This is a genomic window from Aurantiacibacter marinus (assembly GCF_001021555.1).
Classification (GTDB): Bacteria; Pseudomonadota; Alphaproteobacteria; order Sphingomonadales; family Sphingomonadaceae; genus Alteraurantiacibacter; species Alteraurantiacibacter marinus.
In genome coordinates, this window is sequence record NZ_LDCP01000002.1 from 15,377 (window position 1) to 30,468 (window position 15,092).

At 59.0% G+C, this 15,092-nt stretch carries 13 protein-coding genes; 11 read left to right on the plus strand and 2 right to left on the minus strand.

Annotated elements, in window-relative coordinates; all coding sequences use genetic code 11:
• Nucleotides 1-3: 3 nt before the first annotated feature.
• Entirely contained in the window at nt 4-297 is a 294-nt protein-coding gene (locus AB731_RS06430) for an acyl carrier protein (RefSeq protein WP_047093826.1), read from the minus strand.
• Nucleotides 298-309: 12 nt separating this feature from the next.
• On the minus strand, nt 310-1,329 hold the full coding sequence (locus AB731_RS06435; RefSeq protein ID WP_231638874.1) for a GNAT family N-acetyltransferase: 1,020 nt from the start codon (nt 1,327-1,329) through the stop codon (nt 310-312).
• Between AB731_RS06435 and AB731_RS06440 the strand changes: the two genes are divergently transcribed.
• The 11 genes from AB731_RS06440 (at nt 1,322) to xrtA (ending at nt 15,081) form a co-directional block, all read left to right on the plus strand.
• Nucleotides 1,322-2,824 carry an acyl-CoA ligase (AMP-forming), exosortase A system-associated gene (locus AB731_RS06440; protein ID WP_047093825.1) on the plus strand — a complete coding sequence of 501 codons (1,503 nt, stop codon included), beginning with the start codon at nt 1,322-1,324 and terminating at the stop codon, nt 2,822-2,824. The two genes, AB731_RS06435 and AB731_RS06440, sit on opposite strands and share 8 nt — an antisense overlap.
• Complete coding sequence (locus tag AB731_RS06445) at nt 2,821-4,047, plus strand: pyridoxal-dependent decarboxylase, exosortase A system-associated (protein WP_047093824.1); 1,227 nt, start codon at nt 2,821-2,823, stop codon at nt 4,045-4,047. The genes AB731_RS06440 and AB731_RS06445 overlap by 4 nt, the downstream gene beginning before the upstream one ends.
• Before the next feature lie 195 nt (nt 4,048-4,242).
• The gene (locus AB731_RS06450; protein WP_047093823.1) at nt 4,243-4,887 is read left to right on the plus strand and encodes an XrtA/PEP-CTERM system exopolysaccharide export protein; all 645 of its coding nucleotides are present in this window, start codon (nt 4,243-4,245) and stop codon (nt 4,885-4,887) included.
• A 13-nt stretch (nt 4,888-4,900) separates the two neighbouring features.
• Nucleotides 4,901-6,433, plus strand: coding sequence for an XrtA system polysaccharide chain length determinant (locus AB731_RS06455; protein ID WP_047093822.1), 1,533 nt, complete (start codon nt 4,901-4,903; stop codon nt 6,431-6,433).
• Between the two features lie 10 nt (nt 6,434-6,443).
• Nucleotides 6,444-7,481 (plus strand): P-loop NTPase family protein, encoded by a 1,038-nt coding sequence (locus AB731_RS06460; RefSeq protein ID WP_047093821.1) that lies wholly within the window; start codon nt 6,444-6,446, stop codon nt 7,479-7,481.
• A gap of 5 nt (nt 7,482-7,486) precedes the next feature.
• A complete protein-coding gene (locus tag AB731_RS06465; RefSeq protein ID WP_047093820.1) occupies nt 7,487-9,133 on the plus strand; it encodes a hypothetical protein in 1,647 nt (548 codons plus the stop codon).
• A gap of 23 nt (nt 9,134-9,156) precedes the next feature.
• Nucleotides 9,157-10,311 carry an XrtA/PEP-CTERM system-associated ATPase gene (locus AB731_RS06470; RefSeq protein ID WP_047093819.1) on the plus strand — a complete coding sequence of 385 codons (1,155 nt, stop codon included), beginning with the start codon at nt 9,157-9,159 and terminating at the stop codon, nt 10,309-10,311.
• A gap of 13 nt (nt 10,312-10,324) precedes the next feature.
• Nucleotides 10,325-11,248 carry an XrtA system polysaccharide deacetylase gene (locus AB731_RS06475; RefSeq protein ID WP_231638875.1) on the plus strand — a complete coding sequence of 308 codons (924 nt, stop codon included), beginning with the start codon at nt 10,325-10,327 and terminating at the stop codon, nt 11,246-11,248.
• Entirely contained in the window at nt 11,245-12,303 is a 1,059-nt protein-coding gene (locus AB731_RS06480; protein ID WP_047093818.1) for a FemAB family XrtA/PEP-CTERM system-associated protein, read from the plus strand. Before AB731_RS06475 ends, AB731_RS06480 begins: the two co-directional genes overlap by 4 nt.
• The gene (locus tag AB731_RS06485; protein ID WP_047093817.1) at nt 12,300-13,535 is read left to right on the plus strand and encodes a TIGR03087 family PEP-CTERM/XrtA system glycosyltransferase; all 1,236 of its coding nucleotides are present in this window, start codon (nt 12,300-12,302) and stop codon (nt 13,533-13,535) included. Before AB731_RS06480 ends, AB731_RS06485 begins: the two co-directional genes overlap by 4 nt.
• Nucleotides 13,525-15,081, plus strand: a complete 1,557-nt coding sequence (gene xrtA, locus AB731_RS06490) for an exosortase A (protein ID WP_047093816.1) — start codon at nt 13,525-13,527, stop codon at nt 15,079-15,081. The genes AB731_RS06485 and xrtA overlap by 11 nt, the downstream gene beginning before the upstream one ends.
• Nucleotides 15,082-15,092: the final 11 nt, after the last annotated feature.

The following is a 15,092-nucleotide window of genomic DNA, read 5'->3' on the forward strand; positions in this document are numbered from 1 at the left end:
GGCCTAGCCGTCAGCGCGCTTTTCAGCGAGGAAAGTCAGAAGCCCGCCGAACGTTTCCAGCATTTCGCCATCAACTTCGTCATCTTCAATGATGATATCCATGCGGTCTTCAATCTCGGTTAGCAGCCCGGCGACAGCCATCGAATCCAGTTCCGGCAAATGGCCGAATAGGCCGGAATCGGCATCCAGTTCTGCCACGCGGTCGTCTGACAGACCAAGGACGTCCTGCAAAACCTGTCGCAGAACAAGATCGATATCGCCGGTCTGCTCGACCGGAACGGGGAGTTTGCTCGCCATAGGTCTGTCGCCCTAGCCAGCGAGATCGCGGCTGACAAGTTTGCGTAAAGCTGCCTTGCAGATGTCAGGCCAATTGCGCGGGCTGCCAGGGCGCAGACAGGAGAGCCGCCAACGTGTGCGTGTGTCCTCCATCCAGTCCCGCTTGTAAGGATCATCACCTGTACCGAAATCGACCATTGTGACGCCGTCTGTGTTGATGACATGCTGGAGTAATGCAGCAGTTACGGTTGTGCCTGGAGATAACGGCCTGGCGCTTTCCCGGTGCGCCAGCTTGTGAATGTAGGCGATCCCGCTGTCGACTGTCCAAAACTGCGCTGCCACCGGTGTGCCTTCGTGGCGGGCAAGGCCGAAACGGTATCGACCCGAAACGCTCTCACCCTCGGCAAAGCGGCGGAGCATGGCAGGGTCGCCTTCTTCCGGCTTCCAGCTGTCTGCGTAAATATCTTCGTAAAAGGCCCAGTCTTCGTCGGAAAAGCTGGTTGCCAGTGTCACTTCGACCTTTTTGGCCTTGCGTTTCAGTGTCGTGCGCACCCGGCCGGGGCGGTCGGCCAGATATTCGCAATAATCACGGCCCCGCAATTTCAGAATGTGGTTGGTGTCACAAGGAGAGCGCAGAACAATCCAGCCTGCTTTCTCGAAGGCATTGGCAAGGCGCCCCTCGGTGCCATCGTCTTCCGGTAACTTTGACAGCTCGACGCGGACTGTGCGGCGGGCAAGGTCGCGGGCGAGATCTTCCGCCATGGTACAGTCTGTCAATCCGCTGGTTCTCATATCTGCCCAGGTGAAGGCGTACCAATTGGTCAGGGATTCCATTCGCGCGCCGTTGCGCCGAAGCGGCAGCGTAACTGCGTCGCCGCCTTTGCGTATCGTGGCAAAAACCGGGGCCACGCCACTTTCTTCCAACAGGCGAAACCATTCTAGCCGAGCAAAAGGGCTGCTCGCAGACCAATCAAGCCCTTGCAGATCGTTAACCGTGTCGTGATAGCTGATCGCTGTCACTTGCTGCATATCCCCAAGAGGTTGAATGTCCATCGCGCCAAATTCCGTGCCACAGCCGTTAGATCACCTCGCAGATTGCGGGGCGGATGGCGATGCAGCGCTGATCCTGCGCGGGCAAACCCTTAGCTGGAAGGACTTAAGAACCCGTATTGCACGCATGGCAGCGTGGCTGGCAGAGCAGGTGCCCGAGACGGGGGCACGCGTTGCCACCTGGGCTGCAAAGGGTGAACTGACTTGCCTGATGCCGCTTGCCGCTGCGCGGGCGGGGCTGGTCCATGTGCCTGTCAATCCGCTGCTGAAACACGCGCAAGTTCGCCATATATTGCAGGACTGTTCCGCTAGCCTGTTGGTTGCCAATTCGGGACGGCTTGGCTCGGTTGAACAGGGCGATCTTCCTGCTGCTTGCAAGGTTGTGGAGGAAAAGGAACTCTGCGCCGTGCTAGATGGTTTTCATGGGGTCATGGGAATTTCGTCCGCAGATCCCGAAGATCTCTGCGCCATTCTTTACACCAGCGGATCGACCGGGCGACCCAAGGGGGTGATGCTAAGCCACGCAAATCTCTGGCTCGGTGCCGTCAGCGTCGCGCATTATCTTGGCCTGCGGAGCGATGATGTTACCTTGGCAGTGCTGCCGCTCAGTTTCGACTACGGTCAGAACCAGCTTCTTTCGACATGGTTTGCAGGTGGCCGCGTTGCTCCCCTGGATTATTTGACGCCGCGAGATGTTATCAAGGCTTGCGCGCGGCATGGTGTCACCACATTGGCCGCCGTGCCGCCGCTTTGGGTACAATTGACCGAGCAGGAATGGACGGCGGAGGCCGTCGCCCCCATGCGACGGATGACCAATAGCGGTGGCGCATTGACGACAGATCTCGTGCGCGATCTGCGCCGGATATTTCCAGCTGCACGGCTGTTCCCGATGTACGGTCTGACCGAAGCCTTCCGCTCAACTTACCTCGATCCCGATCTGGTGGACAGTCACCCGACTTCCATGGGCACCGCTATTCCATTCGCCGAAATTCTGGTGGTCGATGACAAGGGACAGGTCGCCAATGAGGGGGAGCTTGTCCACTGCGGACCGCTGGTGGCGGAGGGGTATTGGCAGGATCCCGAACGCACTGCGGTTCGCTTCAAGCCGGCACCGGTTGCATCGCGATACGGCGGCACAGCAGTCTGGTCCGGCGATACGGTCCGCCGCGAAGAGGATGGCTTGCTGTATTTTGTCGGGCGCGACGACGCGATGATAAAAAGTGCGGGCAACCGGATCAGTCCGCAGGAAATCGAAGATGTCGCACTGGCCACAGGTCTTGCAGATGAAGCGGTCGCTTTTGGCATCGCCGATGACCGGCTGGGTCATGCGATTCATCTGGTCATGCGTGGCAGCGGCGATGAGGACGCCATGCGAAAGGCACTGCGCAGTGAATTGCCCAATTTCATGCAGCCTGCAATCATCCGGCGGGTTGACGTCATGCCGCTGAATGCCAACGGCAAGATTGACCGCGCGCGATTGAAAGAGGAGGCGGAATGAAACCGCTTGGCCCCATTCCCCCCTATTTCGAAACCATTGACGGCCAATTGGCCATTGGTGGCAAGACTGCGAGTGCCTTGGTAAAGGAAGCGGGCGATACGCCGCTGTTTGTCTATTCCAAGGATGCCATACTTCGCCGGATTACAGAACTCCGGGACGCCCTGCCTGACCGCGTTCGCCTGCATTATGCAATGAAAGCAAATCCTTACGCGCCTCTGCTCGAATTTATGGCGGACCATGTGGATGGGCTGGATATCGCTTCGGGCGGGGAACTGGAGCAAGCGCGCGGCGCCGGGTATCTGCCGCGGGAGATCAGCTTTGCAGGGCCGGGCAAGCGTGACCGGGAACTGTTCGCTGCCGTTCGCGCCGGGGTGACGCTCAATCTCGAATCCGAGGGTGAGGGTGAGCGCGCTCTGGATGCCGGCAAGGCTCTTGGTATAGCACCGCGTCTCGCCATCAGGGTGAACCCGTCTTTCGAACTGCGCGGTTCGGGCATGAAAATGGGTGGCGGCGCAAAACCATTCGGCATCGATGAAGAACGTGTTCCCGCTTTCGCACGAAAGCTGGTTGATGCAGGTGCCAATTGGCGGGGTTTTCATATTTACAGCGGCAGTCAGGCGCTGGACGCGGATGCAATAATTGAATCGCAGGCGAATGTCCTCGATCTGGCCGCAAGGCTTGGAAAGGAGGCTGGTGTCCCGGTTCCGCATCTCAACATGGGTGGCGGTTTCGGAATACCCTATTTTGATCGCGATACGCCGCTGGATATTGCTGCGATTGGCGCGGCGCTGAAATCGCAATTTGCTGATTTACCGCAGATTTTAAGCGAAACCAACTTCGCGATAGAGCTTGGCCGCTATCTTGTCGGTGAGGCGGGCGTTTATCTTACGCGGATTCTCGACCGAAAGATCAGCCACGGCACAACCTATCTGGTGACCGATGGCGGTTTGCACCACCAGCTCGCAGCATCAGGCAATTTCGGCACGGTTGTTCGCCGCAACTACCCCGTAGCAATTGCAAATCATTTCGGTGCTGAGCCGGCCGAGGAGGTTAATGTGGTCGGTTGCCTGTGCACACCGCTCGATAGGCTGGCCGATCAAGCTCACCTGCCTCGCGCCGATGTCGGCGATCTTGTCGCTGTGTTCTGCGCCGGTGCCTATGGTGCAAGCGCCAGCCCGGCGACTTTTCTCGGGCAGGGCGCAGCGCGCGAAATGCTCGTTTGATACCGCAGCAAGCGCACGTCCCGATACGGGACACAGCCCAAAAAATGCGGCTTTTCTGCCGCTCGGGACCGCAAAGCTAACGCAATGTTCACCCTTTTTCGCGAGAAGGCCTGACTGGATCCAGAGGCGCAATGCGTGCGTGGCAATTGAGGCCGCGTCAGCTGACCGTCAGCATATTCACGAAGGACGCATTCGATGCGAACGACATTCCCGGCCAAAGCCCTCCTCGCCTCAGCAGGTTTCGCCATTGCGCTAACCGGCTGCAGCGGTGGTTCTGCAGGGTCGCAGCTTGAACCCGCCCGTTTTGTCTCCATGCAGGAAGGCCCGGGCGAAGAATACGTGATCGGCCCGCTCGACAAGCTGACAATTCACGTATGGCGCAATGATGAACTTGGCGCAGAAGTGCAGGTCCGTCCCGATGGACGTATCACGACTCCGCTGGTCGCGGATATGCCTGCCGTCGGCAAGACCCCGACAATGCTCTCGGAAGACATTCGTCTCCAGCTGTCGCAATATATCGAAGAACCGATCGTCACGGTGATTGTGAACGAATTTGCCGGCACTTTCAGCCAGCAAGTGCGGATCGTCGGCGCGACAGCAGAGCCGGCCTCAATACCTTTCCGCGCCAATATGACACTGCTCGACGCGATGATTTCCGTTGGCGGCCTGTCGGAATATGCCGCAGGCAATCGCGCCCGGCTTATCCGGTTTGACCGCGAAAGCGGTGAACAGCGCGAATATGATTTGCGGCTGTCTGATCTGCTGCGCCGCGGTGACAGTGAAGCCAACGTCCTTCTGATGCCGGGCGATGTCATCATCATCCCGGAAAGCATGTTCTGAGGGGGTCGGGCATTTGAACCACCTTCTTGAAGAAATGCGTGCCGGACTTTGGGCCGTGTGGAACCGCCGCTGGCTAGCCCTGGGCATCGCCTGGGGCGTGTGCCTACTTGGCTGGCTGGTAATTGCGCTGATTCCGAACACTTACGAATCAGAAGCGCGAATTTTTGTGCAGCTGGATGATGTGCTGGCCGAACAGATTGGCATCGGCGCCAATGCGCGTGAACGTGATATCGACCGGATCCGCCAGACTTTGGTGAGCTCGGTCAATCTGGAAACAGTCATCCGCTCCACCCGGATCGGTGATGGGGTTAGTTCACCAGGCGATATGGAAGCAGCGATTGCCCGTCTGGAAAAAGATATCCAGGTGGTCAGTGAAGGTGAAAACATCTTTGAAATCGCTGCGCAAAGCGGTCGCGGCGATTTGTCCGATTCCGAAAATGCGCAGCTCGCAAACACCATAGCTCAGCGCATGATCGACATTTTCCGAGAGGAAAATCTCGGCGGCGCGCGCGGTGAAATGTCCAGCTCGATTGAATTCCTTAACGAGCAGCTGGCCAACCGGGAAGCTGAACTGGAAGCTGCTGAAGAACGCCGCCTGGCATTCGAAGCGCAGCATCCCGATCTGATTGGCGGCGCACAGAATATTGCGACCCAGATGAGCGCGACGCGCGCTGAGTTGCGCAGCGTCGAATCGGATCTGGCCGCTGCGCAGGCTGCTGCCGCTTCTCTCGAAGGGCAACTGGCCAGCACACCGCGCTCCATTACCATTCCCGGCACAGGTGGAGGCGGTCCGCAGGCAACGCTTGCACAGGCAGAAGCCAACCTTTCTGCCATGCGTGCTCGCGGTCTTACCGATGAACATCCCGATGTAATCGCTGCCACCCGCACGGTTGCGAGCTTGCGCGAACGGGCGCAGGCTGCGGGTGGTGGTAGCGGCGCAGCGAGCATGCCAAATCCAGCGTACAGCTCCCTTCAATCGATGACGGGTGAACGTCAGTCCAATGTAATGTCGTTACAATCCCGCGCGGCTGCATTGCGGGCAGAAATCGCCTCTATCAATGCCAGCCAGGCCCGTGAGCCGGGGGTTGCTGCAGAAGCCCAGCGGATCAGTCGCGATTACGAAGTGCTGCGCGAACAGTATGATGAATTGTTGCAGGACCGGGAAGAATTGCGATTGCGCGGACAGGTCGAAAATGAACGCAGTGCTGTCCAGTTCGAAGTTGTCGATCCGCCAACCACACCGCGCGTGCCCGCAGCACCGAACCGCGCATTGCTGCTGTTTGGTGTGCTGATCCTTGGTCTTGGTGCCGGTGTGGGCACCGCCTTTGCACTCAGCAAGCTGGGTTCGACCTTTGCCACGGCGGGCCAGATGGAGCGTACCTTCGGGCTGCCGGTTATCGGCACCATTACACACACATTCACCGAAGCGGGCCGTGAACTGCGCCGTCAGCGCTTCAAATATTTCGCAGCCGGCGTCGGCGGGCTCGGCGTGCTGTTCGTGGTGCTGATGGGCGTTGAAATCGTCCAGCGCAGCACGATGGCTTGAGGGACAGGAAATGACTGAACACAGCAAAATCCAGACCCCGGGCAAATCGCTGTTCGAGCGTGCTGAGACCTTCTTCGGGCTCGGCGGCGATTTTACGCCTTCGCCGGTGCCAAAGAAACTGCGAGATCCGGTAAATCGTCAGATCGTTCGCAAGAACAGGTCCGTGGCAAAGCCGCAGGTTGAAGCAGAGGTTCCGCTTGCCAAAGCCGCTGCAAAGCGGATGCCCCCGCGCGATTTGCCACCAGAAGGCGTTGCCCCTGTTGCAACTGAAAAGGTCGCGCCCGAGCCGATTTATGAAGACGTGGAATTTTCCCAGAGCATTCATGAACTTGATCGTGAATCCCTCGCGGTACATGGCCTGATACAGCCCGAGGGTCCGGTCACGGCACTGCTTGAAGAATTCAGGATCGTGAAGCGGCAGGTGCTGGCATCTGTGCAAAAGGCGCGCAATTCGGGTTCGGGCAAAGTAGCGCAGCGCGTACTTGTATGCTCGCCGTTGCCAAACGAAGGCAAAAGCTACTGCGCCGCCAATCTGGCGCTCGCGATGGCGGCAGAGAAAGATAGTGAAGTGCTGCTGGTGGATGCCGATTTCGCCAAGCCATCGATCCTCTCCATGCTTGGATTGCCGCGTGGCCCCGGGTTCATGGACGTGCTTGCGCGTGATGATATCAATGTCGAAGACTGTGTGCTGGCAACCGATGTGGCAGGCCTCTACGTGCTGCCAGCGGGCAACCATACCACGTCTGACAGCGAATATCTTTCCAGCACCCGGACCGCGGAAGTGCTGGACCGGCTGACCCGTGCCGCGCCCAATCGCATCGTGATTTTCGACAGTTCTCCAGCACTGGCCGCTTCGCCTGCAGCAGAGCTGGCCAATCACGTGGGGCAGGCCATTGTAGTCGCCCGTGCCGACCGAACCGGACAGAGCGCGCTGGAAGATGCGCTGACCCTGCTTTCATCCTGTCCCGATCTCAAATTGCTGCTGAATGCAGCGCATTTCAGCCCGAGTGGTCGCCGTTTTGGTGCCTATTACGGGCAAGAGGCATAGCCATCATGCGTATGACCATAGCCACCATTCTTGCCCTTGCGGTGACGCCATCAACCGTGCTGGCCCAGCAATCGGGTGAAGTCGAAGAGGGCCGCAGCAGTCAACGCAGCTCTGATCGCGGCGTAGAGATTGCGCCGTACATCGAGGCTGCGCAGGTCGTAACGGCCGAGCTTGCCCCAGGCGATGACGTGGTCACCTATTCGCGCGTCGCCGCAGGTGTGGATGCCGGATTTGGCGGGCGCTATTCACAAGGCTCTGCTTCGCTGCGCTACGAACGCCGTATCGGATACAGCGACGATGTGGCGGATACTGATACTTTCTCCGGCATTGCCCGTACATCGCTGGCACTTGCCGGCCCGAATGTGACTTTTGAAGCTGGCGGCCTCGCCTCGCGCACACGGGTTGAAGGCAGCGGCGCTACATCAATCGGCGGTTTCGGCGGCGATGATGATTTCACGACGCAAATTTACTCGGTTTACGCCGGGCCTGCCGTACAGACACAGATCGGTGTTGCCGAAGTTACCGGTGCATACAGACTGGGATATACGCGAGTGGAATCGCCCGATGCTGTGCTCGTCACGCCAGGCGGAGAGCGCGCCGATATCTTCGACGATTCAACCACACACAACGCCGTGGTAAGGGCTGGTATCGCACCAGACACCGTTTTGCCGATCGGGGTTGGTATCGGTGCAGGTTGGAACCGGCAGGACGTATCCAATCTCGATCAGCGTATCGATGATCGCCATGTCCGCGCGGACGTTACTGTGCCGGTATCGCCCAACGTCGCCCTGATCGGCGGTGTTGGTTATGAAGACGTGGAAGTTTCCAGCCGCGATGCCTTGCGTGACATCAATGGCGATCCGGTCATCGGCACCGATGGTCGTTTCGTCACAGATCGCAGCGCGCCGCGCCAGATCGCTTACGAAACCGATGGGATAATCTGGGATGCAGGCGTCATGTGGAGGCCCAGCAACCGTACGTCGCTGACCGCCTCGGTTGGTCGCCGCTATGGTTCGACCACCTATTACGGCTCCTTGTCCTATGCTCCCGATGACCGCTCCAGCCTGAATGTTTCAGTTTATGACAACATCAACAGTTTTGGCGGACAGGTGGTTGGCGCGTTGGGCGATCTTGGCACAGATTTTGACGCCTTCCGCAATCCGGTAACGGGTGATCTGGGCGGCTGTGTCATTGGCACGGAGGGAGACAATTGCGCGCTCGCGCGTCTTGGATCAATCCGGTCCGGCGTGTTCCGCAGCCGCGGCGTTTCTGCCAGTTATGGCGCAAGCTTCGGGCGCACTTCGTTTGGCTTTGGCGCCGGCTATGATCGCCGCACCTTCATTGCCGGCCAGAATACGGTCCTCGCCGGGATCGACGGTATTGCAGACGAGAATTACTGGCTTGCGGCTTACGGATCGCGGCAACTCGATCGATGGTCGCAGTTCTCGCTCGGCGGGTCTGCATCGCTGTTCGATAGCGGGTTGGACAGTTCCGGCCAGGCGCTCGGTTACAGCGTGACCGCAGCTTACGATCGTACTTTCATCGAAGGGCTCAGCGGCACAGCTGCTGTTGGCCTTGACGGTATCACTCGCGAAGATCTGCCCGACTACCAGGCCGCATCGGCCCTTGTCGGTCTTCGCTACACTTTCTGACGGGTCCAAAGGGAAACCGAAACATGTTCGACAACTTCTATGGCCTGAGCGGCAAACCATTCCAGCTGACGCCCGATCCGGAATTCTATTTCCGTTCGATCACGCACCGCAAGGCGTTGTCCTATCTTGGATATGGTTTGGCGCAGGGCGAAGGCTTCATCGTCATTACCGGCGAAATCGGTTCGGGTAAGTCGACTCTGGTAGCCCATATGATGGAAAGCCTCGATCCGAAGCAGGTGACGGTCGCCCAGATCGTGACCAGCGCTCTGGACGAGTCCGAAGTGGTTCACGTAGTTGCATCGGCCATGGGTCTTGATGTCGAAGGGCATGACAAGGCCACTGCACTGACCGAAATCGAAAGCTTCCTGCACGAGGAGGCCCGGGCGGGTCGCCGCTGCCTGCTTGTGGTGGACGAATCGCAGAACCTGTCGGTCGCAGCTCTCGAAGAACTGCGCATGTTCTCCAATTTCCAGCTCGGCAGCCATCCCCTTCTGCAGACGCTCCTGCTGGGTCAGCCGGAATTCCGCGTGACCCTGCAGAACGACGGCGGGCTGGAGCAATTGCGCCAGCGTGTGATCGCGGCTCATCATCTTGAGCCGATGCAGAAAAGCGAAATCGAACCTTACATCATCCACCGTCTCGAAAAGGTTGGATGGGAAGGAAATCCGGCTTTCGACCAGCGGGTGTTTGCCGAGGTTTTCGAAGCTTCGGGCGGTATTCCGCGCCGCGTCAACCAGATTGCCAATCGCCTGATGTTGCTTGGTGCGGTTGAAGAACGTTCTCGCATCGATGCGTCTTTGCTCCAGTCCGTTCTGTCGGAAATGGAAGCAGAACGCGCTTTCCCTGAAGCGGCACCTTCGCCGCTGAAGTCCAAAGATCCGGAATTTGAACCGGTCAAGGCAATGCCGACTGTTCCGCGCGTGGACATGGAAATGTTCGAAGCTGCAATGGCCGACCGGGATGCGCAGATTGCTGAATTGCAGCAAGCCGTGGTGGAACTTTCCAACCAGGGTGATCAGGCCGTCATCGACGTGGTGAAACCGGAGATTGAGGTCATGCGTGAACAGATCGCCCTTATTGAAGCCCGATGTTTCGAACAGGAACGATCTATCCGCCAGACGCTGACGATGCTGATCGAATGGATTGAGGGCGAAATGGAATCGAGCAAGGCCGCCTGAGGAGCTCTGTGCGGTGAACGCGATCACATTTCAGGAAAAGGGCGAGGCGCAGGAAGCCATCGTCAACGGCCTTTCGGTCGATGTCGAGGACTGGTTTCAGGTCGGCGCGTTCGAGGACGTGATCGAACGTGATAGCTGGGGCGGGCTTGATGACCGTGTCGAGCGTAACGTTCACGCGATACTTGACCTGTTCGATGAAGCAAAAGCTACGGCCACGTTCTTTACGCTTGGTTGGGTTGCGCAACGGCATGGAACGCTCCTGCGTGAAATCGCGAAACGCGGCCATGAAGTCGCCAGCCATGGATGGGACCATCAACGTGTTTTTCGTATGGACAGGCAGACCTTCGCGCGCGATCTTGAGAAGACGCGCAAGACAATCGAGGATTGCTGCGGCAAACGCGTGATAGGGTATCGCGCACCCAGCTTTTCCATCGACCACCGCACGCCCTGGGCCTTTATGGAACTGGCTGAACAAGGCTATCTCTATTCATCCAGTGTCGCTCCGGTTGCGCATGATCATTACGGTTGGGCGGATGCCCCGCGCTTCGCTTTCCGTCCGATGCCGTGGCATGATCTGATCGAACTTCCGGTAACCACGGCAGAGTTTCGCGGAAAACGGCTTGCTGCGGGCGGCGGCGGATTTTTCCGCGTGCTGCCCTATGCTTTCAGCCGCTGGGCAATTCGGCAGGTCAACCGTGAAGAGCAGCGCCCGGCGATCTTTTACTTCCACCCGTGGGAAATCGATCCCGGCCAACCGCGCGTTTCTGGCGCTCCGCTGCGATCACGACTGCGCCATTACACCAATCTTTCAAAGATGTCAGACAAGCTGAACCAGCTTATCAATGAATTTTCGTGGGGCCGGATTGATCTGATCGCTCACCGAGAGAACGCCAGGCTAGCTGCCGAAAAGGCTGCGAAGTACGAGTTGGACACGTGAATGCGCCGTTTAGCCTGACACGCGAACACGTCCGCACAGCCAATTTGCGCGAACCTGACGAGGCGGCGCGGATTGAGGCATTTGTTGCAACCAAGGCTGGCTCTGTTTTTCACCGCCCTGCATGGCTTCGTGCTATCGAAAAGGGCACTGGCCAGCGCGCTTGCGGATTGATCGCGGAACAGGGAAGCGCGATCACCGGTTGGCTTCCGCTTACAGAAGTGCATTCACCAATCTTCGGCCGGATGCTCGCCTCCAGCGGGTTTGCTGTGGAAGGCGGCATTCTTGCCGATGATGACAGCACGGCTTCAGCGCTGTGCAATGCAGCCACCGAATATGCGCTGCGCCTGTCCTGCACGACCATTGAATTGCGCGGTGGCCCGGCGGGCGTGGGCTGGGAAGTGCGAACGGACAGCCATTGCGGTTTCGTGCAGCCTCTTGCTGGAGACGATGACGCGCAACTTACTGCCATCCCGCGTAAACAGCGCGCTGAAGTGCGTAGATCACTGAAGAACGAACTTTCGGTTTCCGTCGGTAGCGGTGCGGCCGATCGGGCCGCCCATTATGCCGTCTACGCCGCCAGCGTCCGCAACCTCGGTACGCCGGTCTTCCCGCGCAGCCTGTTTGATGCTGTGCTGGATACGCTGGACGCCGATATCCTTACCGTGCGCCATGAAGGCGAAGCGGTTGCGAGTGTATTGTCGCTCTATCACGGCGGTGCAGTCATGCCTTATTGGGGCGGCGGCACAATGGCGGCGAGGTATCTGCGCGCCAACGACCGGATGTATTATGCACTGATGCTCCACGCCCGCAGCCGTGGCTGTGACCGGTTCGATTTCGGGCGAAGCAAGACCGGCAGCGGGGCCTACAGCTTCAAGAAGAACTGGGGTTTTGAACCGGAGCCGCTTTCCTACGCAAGCTGGACTGCAGCGGGACACGAGGCCCGCGATGCCGATCCAACTAGCGAGCAGCATCAGTCGCGCATTGCGCTCTGGAAGAAGCTGCCATTGCCGGCCGCCAATCGGCTCGGCCCGATTATTGCGCGGGGGTTGGGGTGAGCGGTGACATCCTCTTCCTTGCCCATCGCCTGCCTTTCCCACCTGATCGGGGCGACAAGATCCGTTCGCATAATGTGCTGAAGGCGCTGGCGCAGATTGCGCCGGTTCACGTGGGTTGCCTGGCCGAGGATAGCGGCGACTTTGCCTATGAGCATGAACTGGCGGCAATCGCAGCATCGTATTGCATGCCGCGGCGGTCAAAGCCCCTGCCGCTTGCCGGAGTTGAGGCGCTGGCACGGACTGAGCCTGTCAGCCTCACTGCTTTTCGTTCCGACCAATTGAAAAGCTGGGTGAAGCAAACGCTCGCCGAACAGGACATTGCTGCAATTTACGTCTTTTCCGGCCAAATGGGCCAGTATGTGCCCGTTGATTGGTCCGATAATGCAAACGGCCATCTGGTCGTTGATCTGGTCGATGTCGATTCGGCCAAGTTTGAAGCTTACGCCAGGGACGGTTCCGGGCCGCGTGCTTGGATTGATGGACGGGAAGGGCGATTGCTGCGCGCGATGGAAAGCGATCTCGCGGTACGCGCCAACCACACCCTGCTGGTGAGCGCCGAGGAAGCGGAATTGCTGCGCTCCCGCGTTACCGGCGGCGCAGACATTCGTGCGCTGCGCAATGGCATCGACTGCGTTTTTTACGATCCGAGCGACGTAAAGCCGCTCGTGGAGATGTCCGGCGAAGGGCCACATTTCGTGTTCACGGGTCAAATGGACTACGCCCCCAATATCGCCGCCGTTACTCGGTTTGCCGGGGCAATACTGCCCGCAATCCGCGTACAACGACCTGATGCACAGTTCCACATCGTCGGGCGTGCTCCAACGGCTGCGGTCGTCAAACTGGGCGACCTTCCGGGGGTCACAGTCTGGGGCGCCGTGCCCGATGTCCGGCCCTTCCTTGCAAGCGCCGATGTCGTTGTCGCCCCGCTTACAATTGCGCGCGGTGTTCAGAACAAGGTGCTGGAGGCGATGGCGATGGCGCGCTGCGTGTTGCTCAGTACGGAGGCCGCGACTGGCATTGATGCTGTTGATGGGCAGCACTTCATGATTGGCGAAAGCAACGCGGCACTCATATCGTGCGCGCTCCAATTGATTGAAAATCCCGCGATGCGCGATGCCATAGGGCAGGCCGCGCGGGAGTTTGTCCTGAACACCATGAGTTGGCCTGCGATGATGGCGGAGCTGCCTGCGCTTATGGGCTTCGATGGTAAGGCGCTGTGCGATGCGGCTTGATGCGATCTCTCCGCAAAGGGCGCTGATCGCAGACCGGCTAACGCCAGCCTGGCGGAAGCCGCTGGCGCAATTGGCGTTGGCGTGGGCGGCAGTTTTTCTGCTGTTTGCGCCCGACTGGGCCGACATGATGGTTCATTGGTGGGACAGTTCCACTTATAATCACATTCTTCTTGTCCCTGTAATTTTGGTCTGGCTTGTTTGCCAAAGATCAGGAGAGTTGGCGAAGCTGCAACCGCATTCCTGGTGGCCCGGCCTGATCCCGCTGGCTGGAGCCCTGTTCCTTTGGCTTTTGGGTGACATATCCGGTCTTGCGACGGCGACACATCTTGGCGTTGTGGTCGCGCTGCAGGCAGCAGTTCTGACGATGCTTGGCCCGCGCATCAGCTGGGCGCTGCTTTTTCCGCTTTGCTACGCATTGTTCCTGGTGCCGATTGGCGATGAGTTGGTTCCGGCTTTGCAGATGATCACCGCCGACATCACGATCGCGCTAACTATGGCGAGCGGTATTCCTGCCCATATTGATGGTGTGTTCATCGACACGCCAGCGGGCCTGTTCGAAGTGGCAGAAGCGTGTTCGGGCGTGAAGTTTTTAGTCGCGATGGTCGCGCTCGGCACTCTGGTTGCCCATGTGTGCTTCCAATCCTGGCGCCTGCGTGGGGCCTTTATGGCTCTCGCTGTCATCATCCCGATCCTGGCGAATGGAGTGCGCGCCTGGGGCACAATATTTATCGCGCAATCACAGGGAGTGGCCTTCGCTGCAGGTTTCGATCACATTTTCTACGGTTGGATTTTCTTCGCGATGGTGATGGGCTTGCTTCTCGCTATCGCGTGGAAGTTTTTTGATCGCGATGTCGATACGCCTTTTATCGACGGCGAAAGCATTGCGGCGATACGGGTGTTTGACCGGTTTGAAAGTGCCGGTGACAAAGGCTGGTATGCGCTGATGGCTTTGGCAGCGATGGCGCTGGTCACAATCGCGTGGTCGGCCAAGGCGCATTCGCTCGAAGCAGAGATCGCGGACCAACTCACGCTCCCACAGGTTGAAGGCTGGACGCAGGTCCCATCCGCGCAACCATACAATTGGCAGCCGCGCGCTGGCGGGGCCGATCAGGTCCTTCGTGGCAGTTACCGCGATGCCCAAGGGCGCGTGGTTGAAATTGTCTATGCACTTTACGCTGCGCAGTCGGAGGGCCGGGAGGCTGGCGCATTCGGCGAGGGCGCTCTGCCGCCTGACACCGAGTGGCGCTGGCTGTCTGCTGCAACTGCGCCTGATGGCGTGGTGGGCGCGCGTTTGCAGGCGCTGGGAATGCATCGCCGGGTCGCAGAAACTTGGTATCGTGCAGGAGATTGGAGCGGGGGTAGCGCCTTGCGTCTCAAGCTGATCACCATGCGGGATCGGCTGTTGCTGCGCGCGCAGCCGTCCGCGATGCTGATCATCTCTGCTACAGAAACGGCGGATGAGAACGGCGCGCAGGCAATCTATGATTTCCGGTCTTCCACCGCCGACCTCGGTGAATGGATGGACCGCGCGGGCCGCGTGGATTAACGCGCAAATCC

Coding starts and splice junctions, on each gene's coding strand:
- AB731_RS06430 (WP_047093826.1), bottom strand. CDS start 297: ATGGCGAGCAAACTCCCCGTTCCGGTCGAGCAGACCGGCGATATCGAT.
- AB731_RS06440 (WP_047093825.1), top strand. CDS start 1,322: ATGTCCATCGCGCCAAATTCCGTGCCACAGCCGTTAGATCACCTCGCA.
- AB731_RS06435 (WP_231638874.1), bottom strand. CDS start 1,329: ATGGACATTCAACCTCTTGGGGATATGCAGCAAGTGACAGCGATCAGC.
- AB731_RS06445 (WP_047093824.1), top strand. CDS start 2,821: ATGAAACCGCTTGGCCCCATTCCCCCCTATTTCGAAACCATTGACGGC.
- AB731_RS06450 (WP_047093823.1), top strand. CDS start 4,243: ATGCGAACGACATTCCCGGCCAAAGCCCTCCTCGCCTCAGCAGGTTTC.
- AB731_RS06460 (WP_047093821.1), top strand. CDS start 6,444: ATGACTGAACACAGCAAAATCCAGACCCCGGGCAAATCGCTGTTCGAG.
- AB731_RS06465 (WP_047093820.1), top strand. CDS start 7,487: ATGCGTATGACCATAGCCACCATTCTTGCCCTTGCGGTGACGCCATCA.
- AB731_RS06470 (WP_047093819.1), top strand. CDS start 9,157: ATGTTCGACAACTTCTATGGCCTGAGCGGCAAACCATTCCAGCTGACG.
- xrtA (WP_047093816.1), top strand. CDS start 13,525: ATGCGGCTTGATGCGATCTCTCCGCAAAGGGCGCTGATCGCAGACCGG.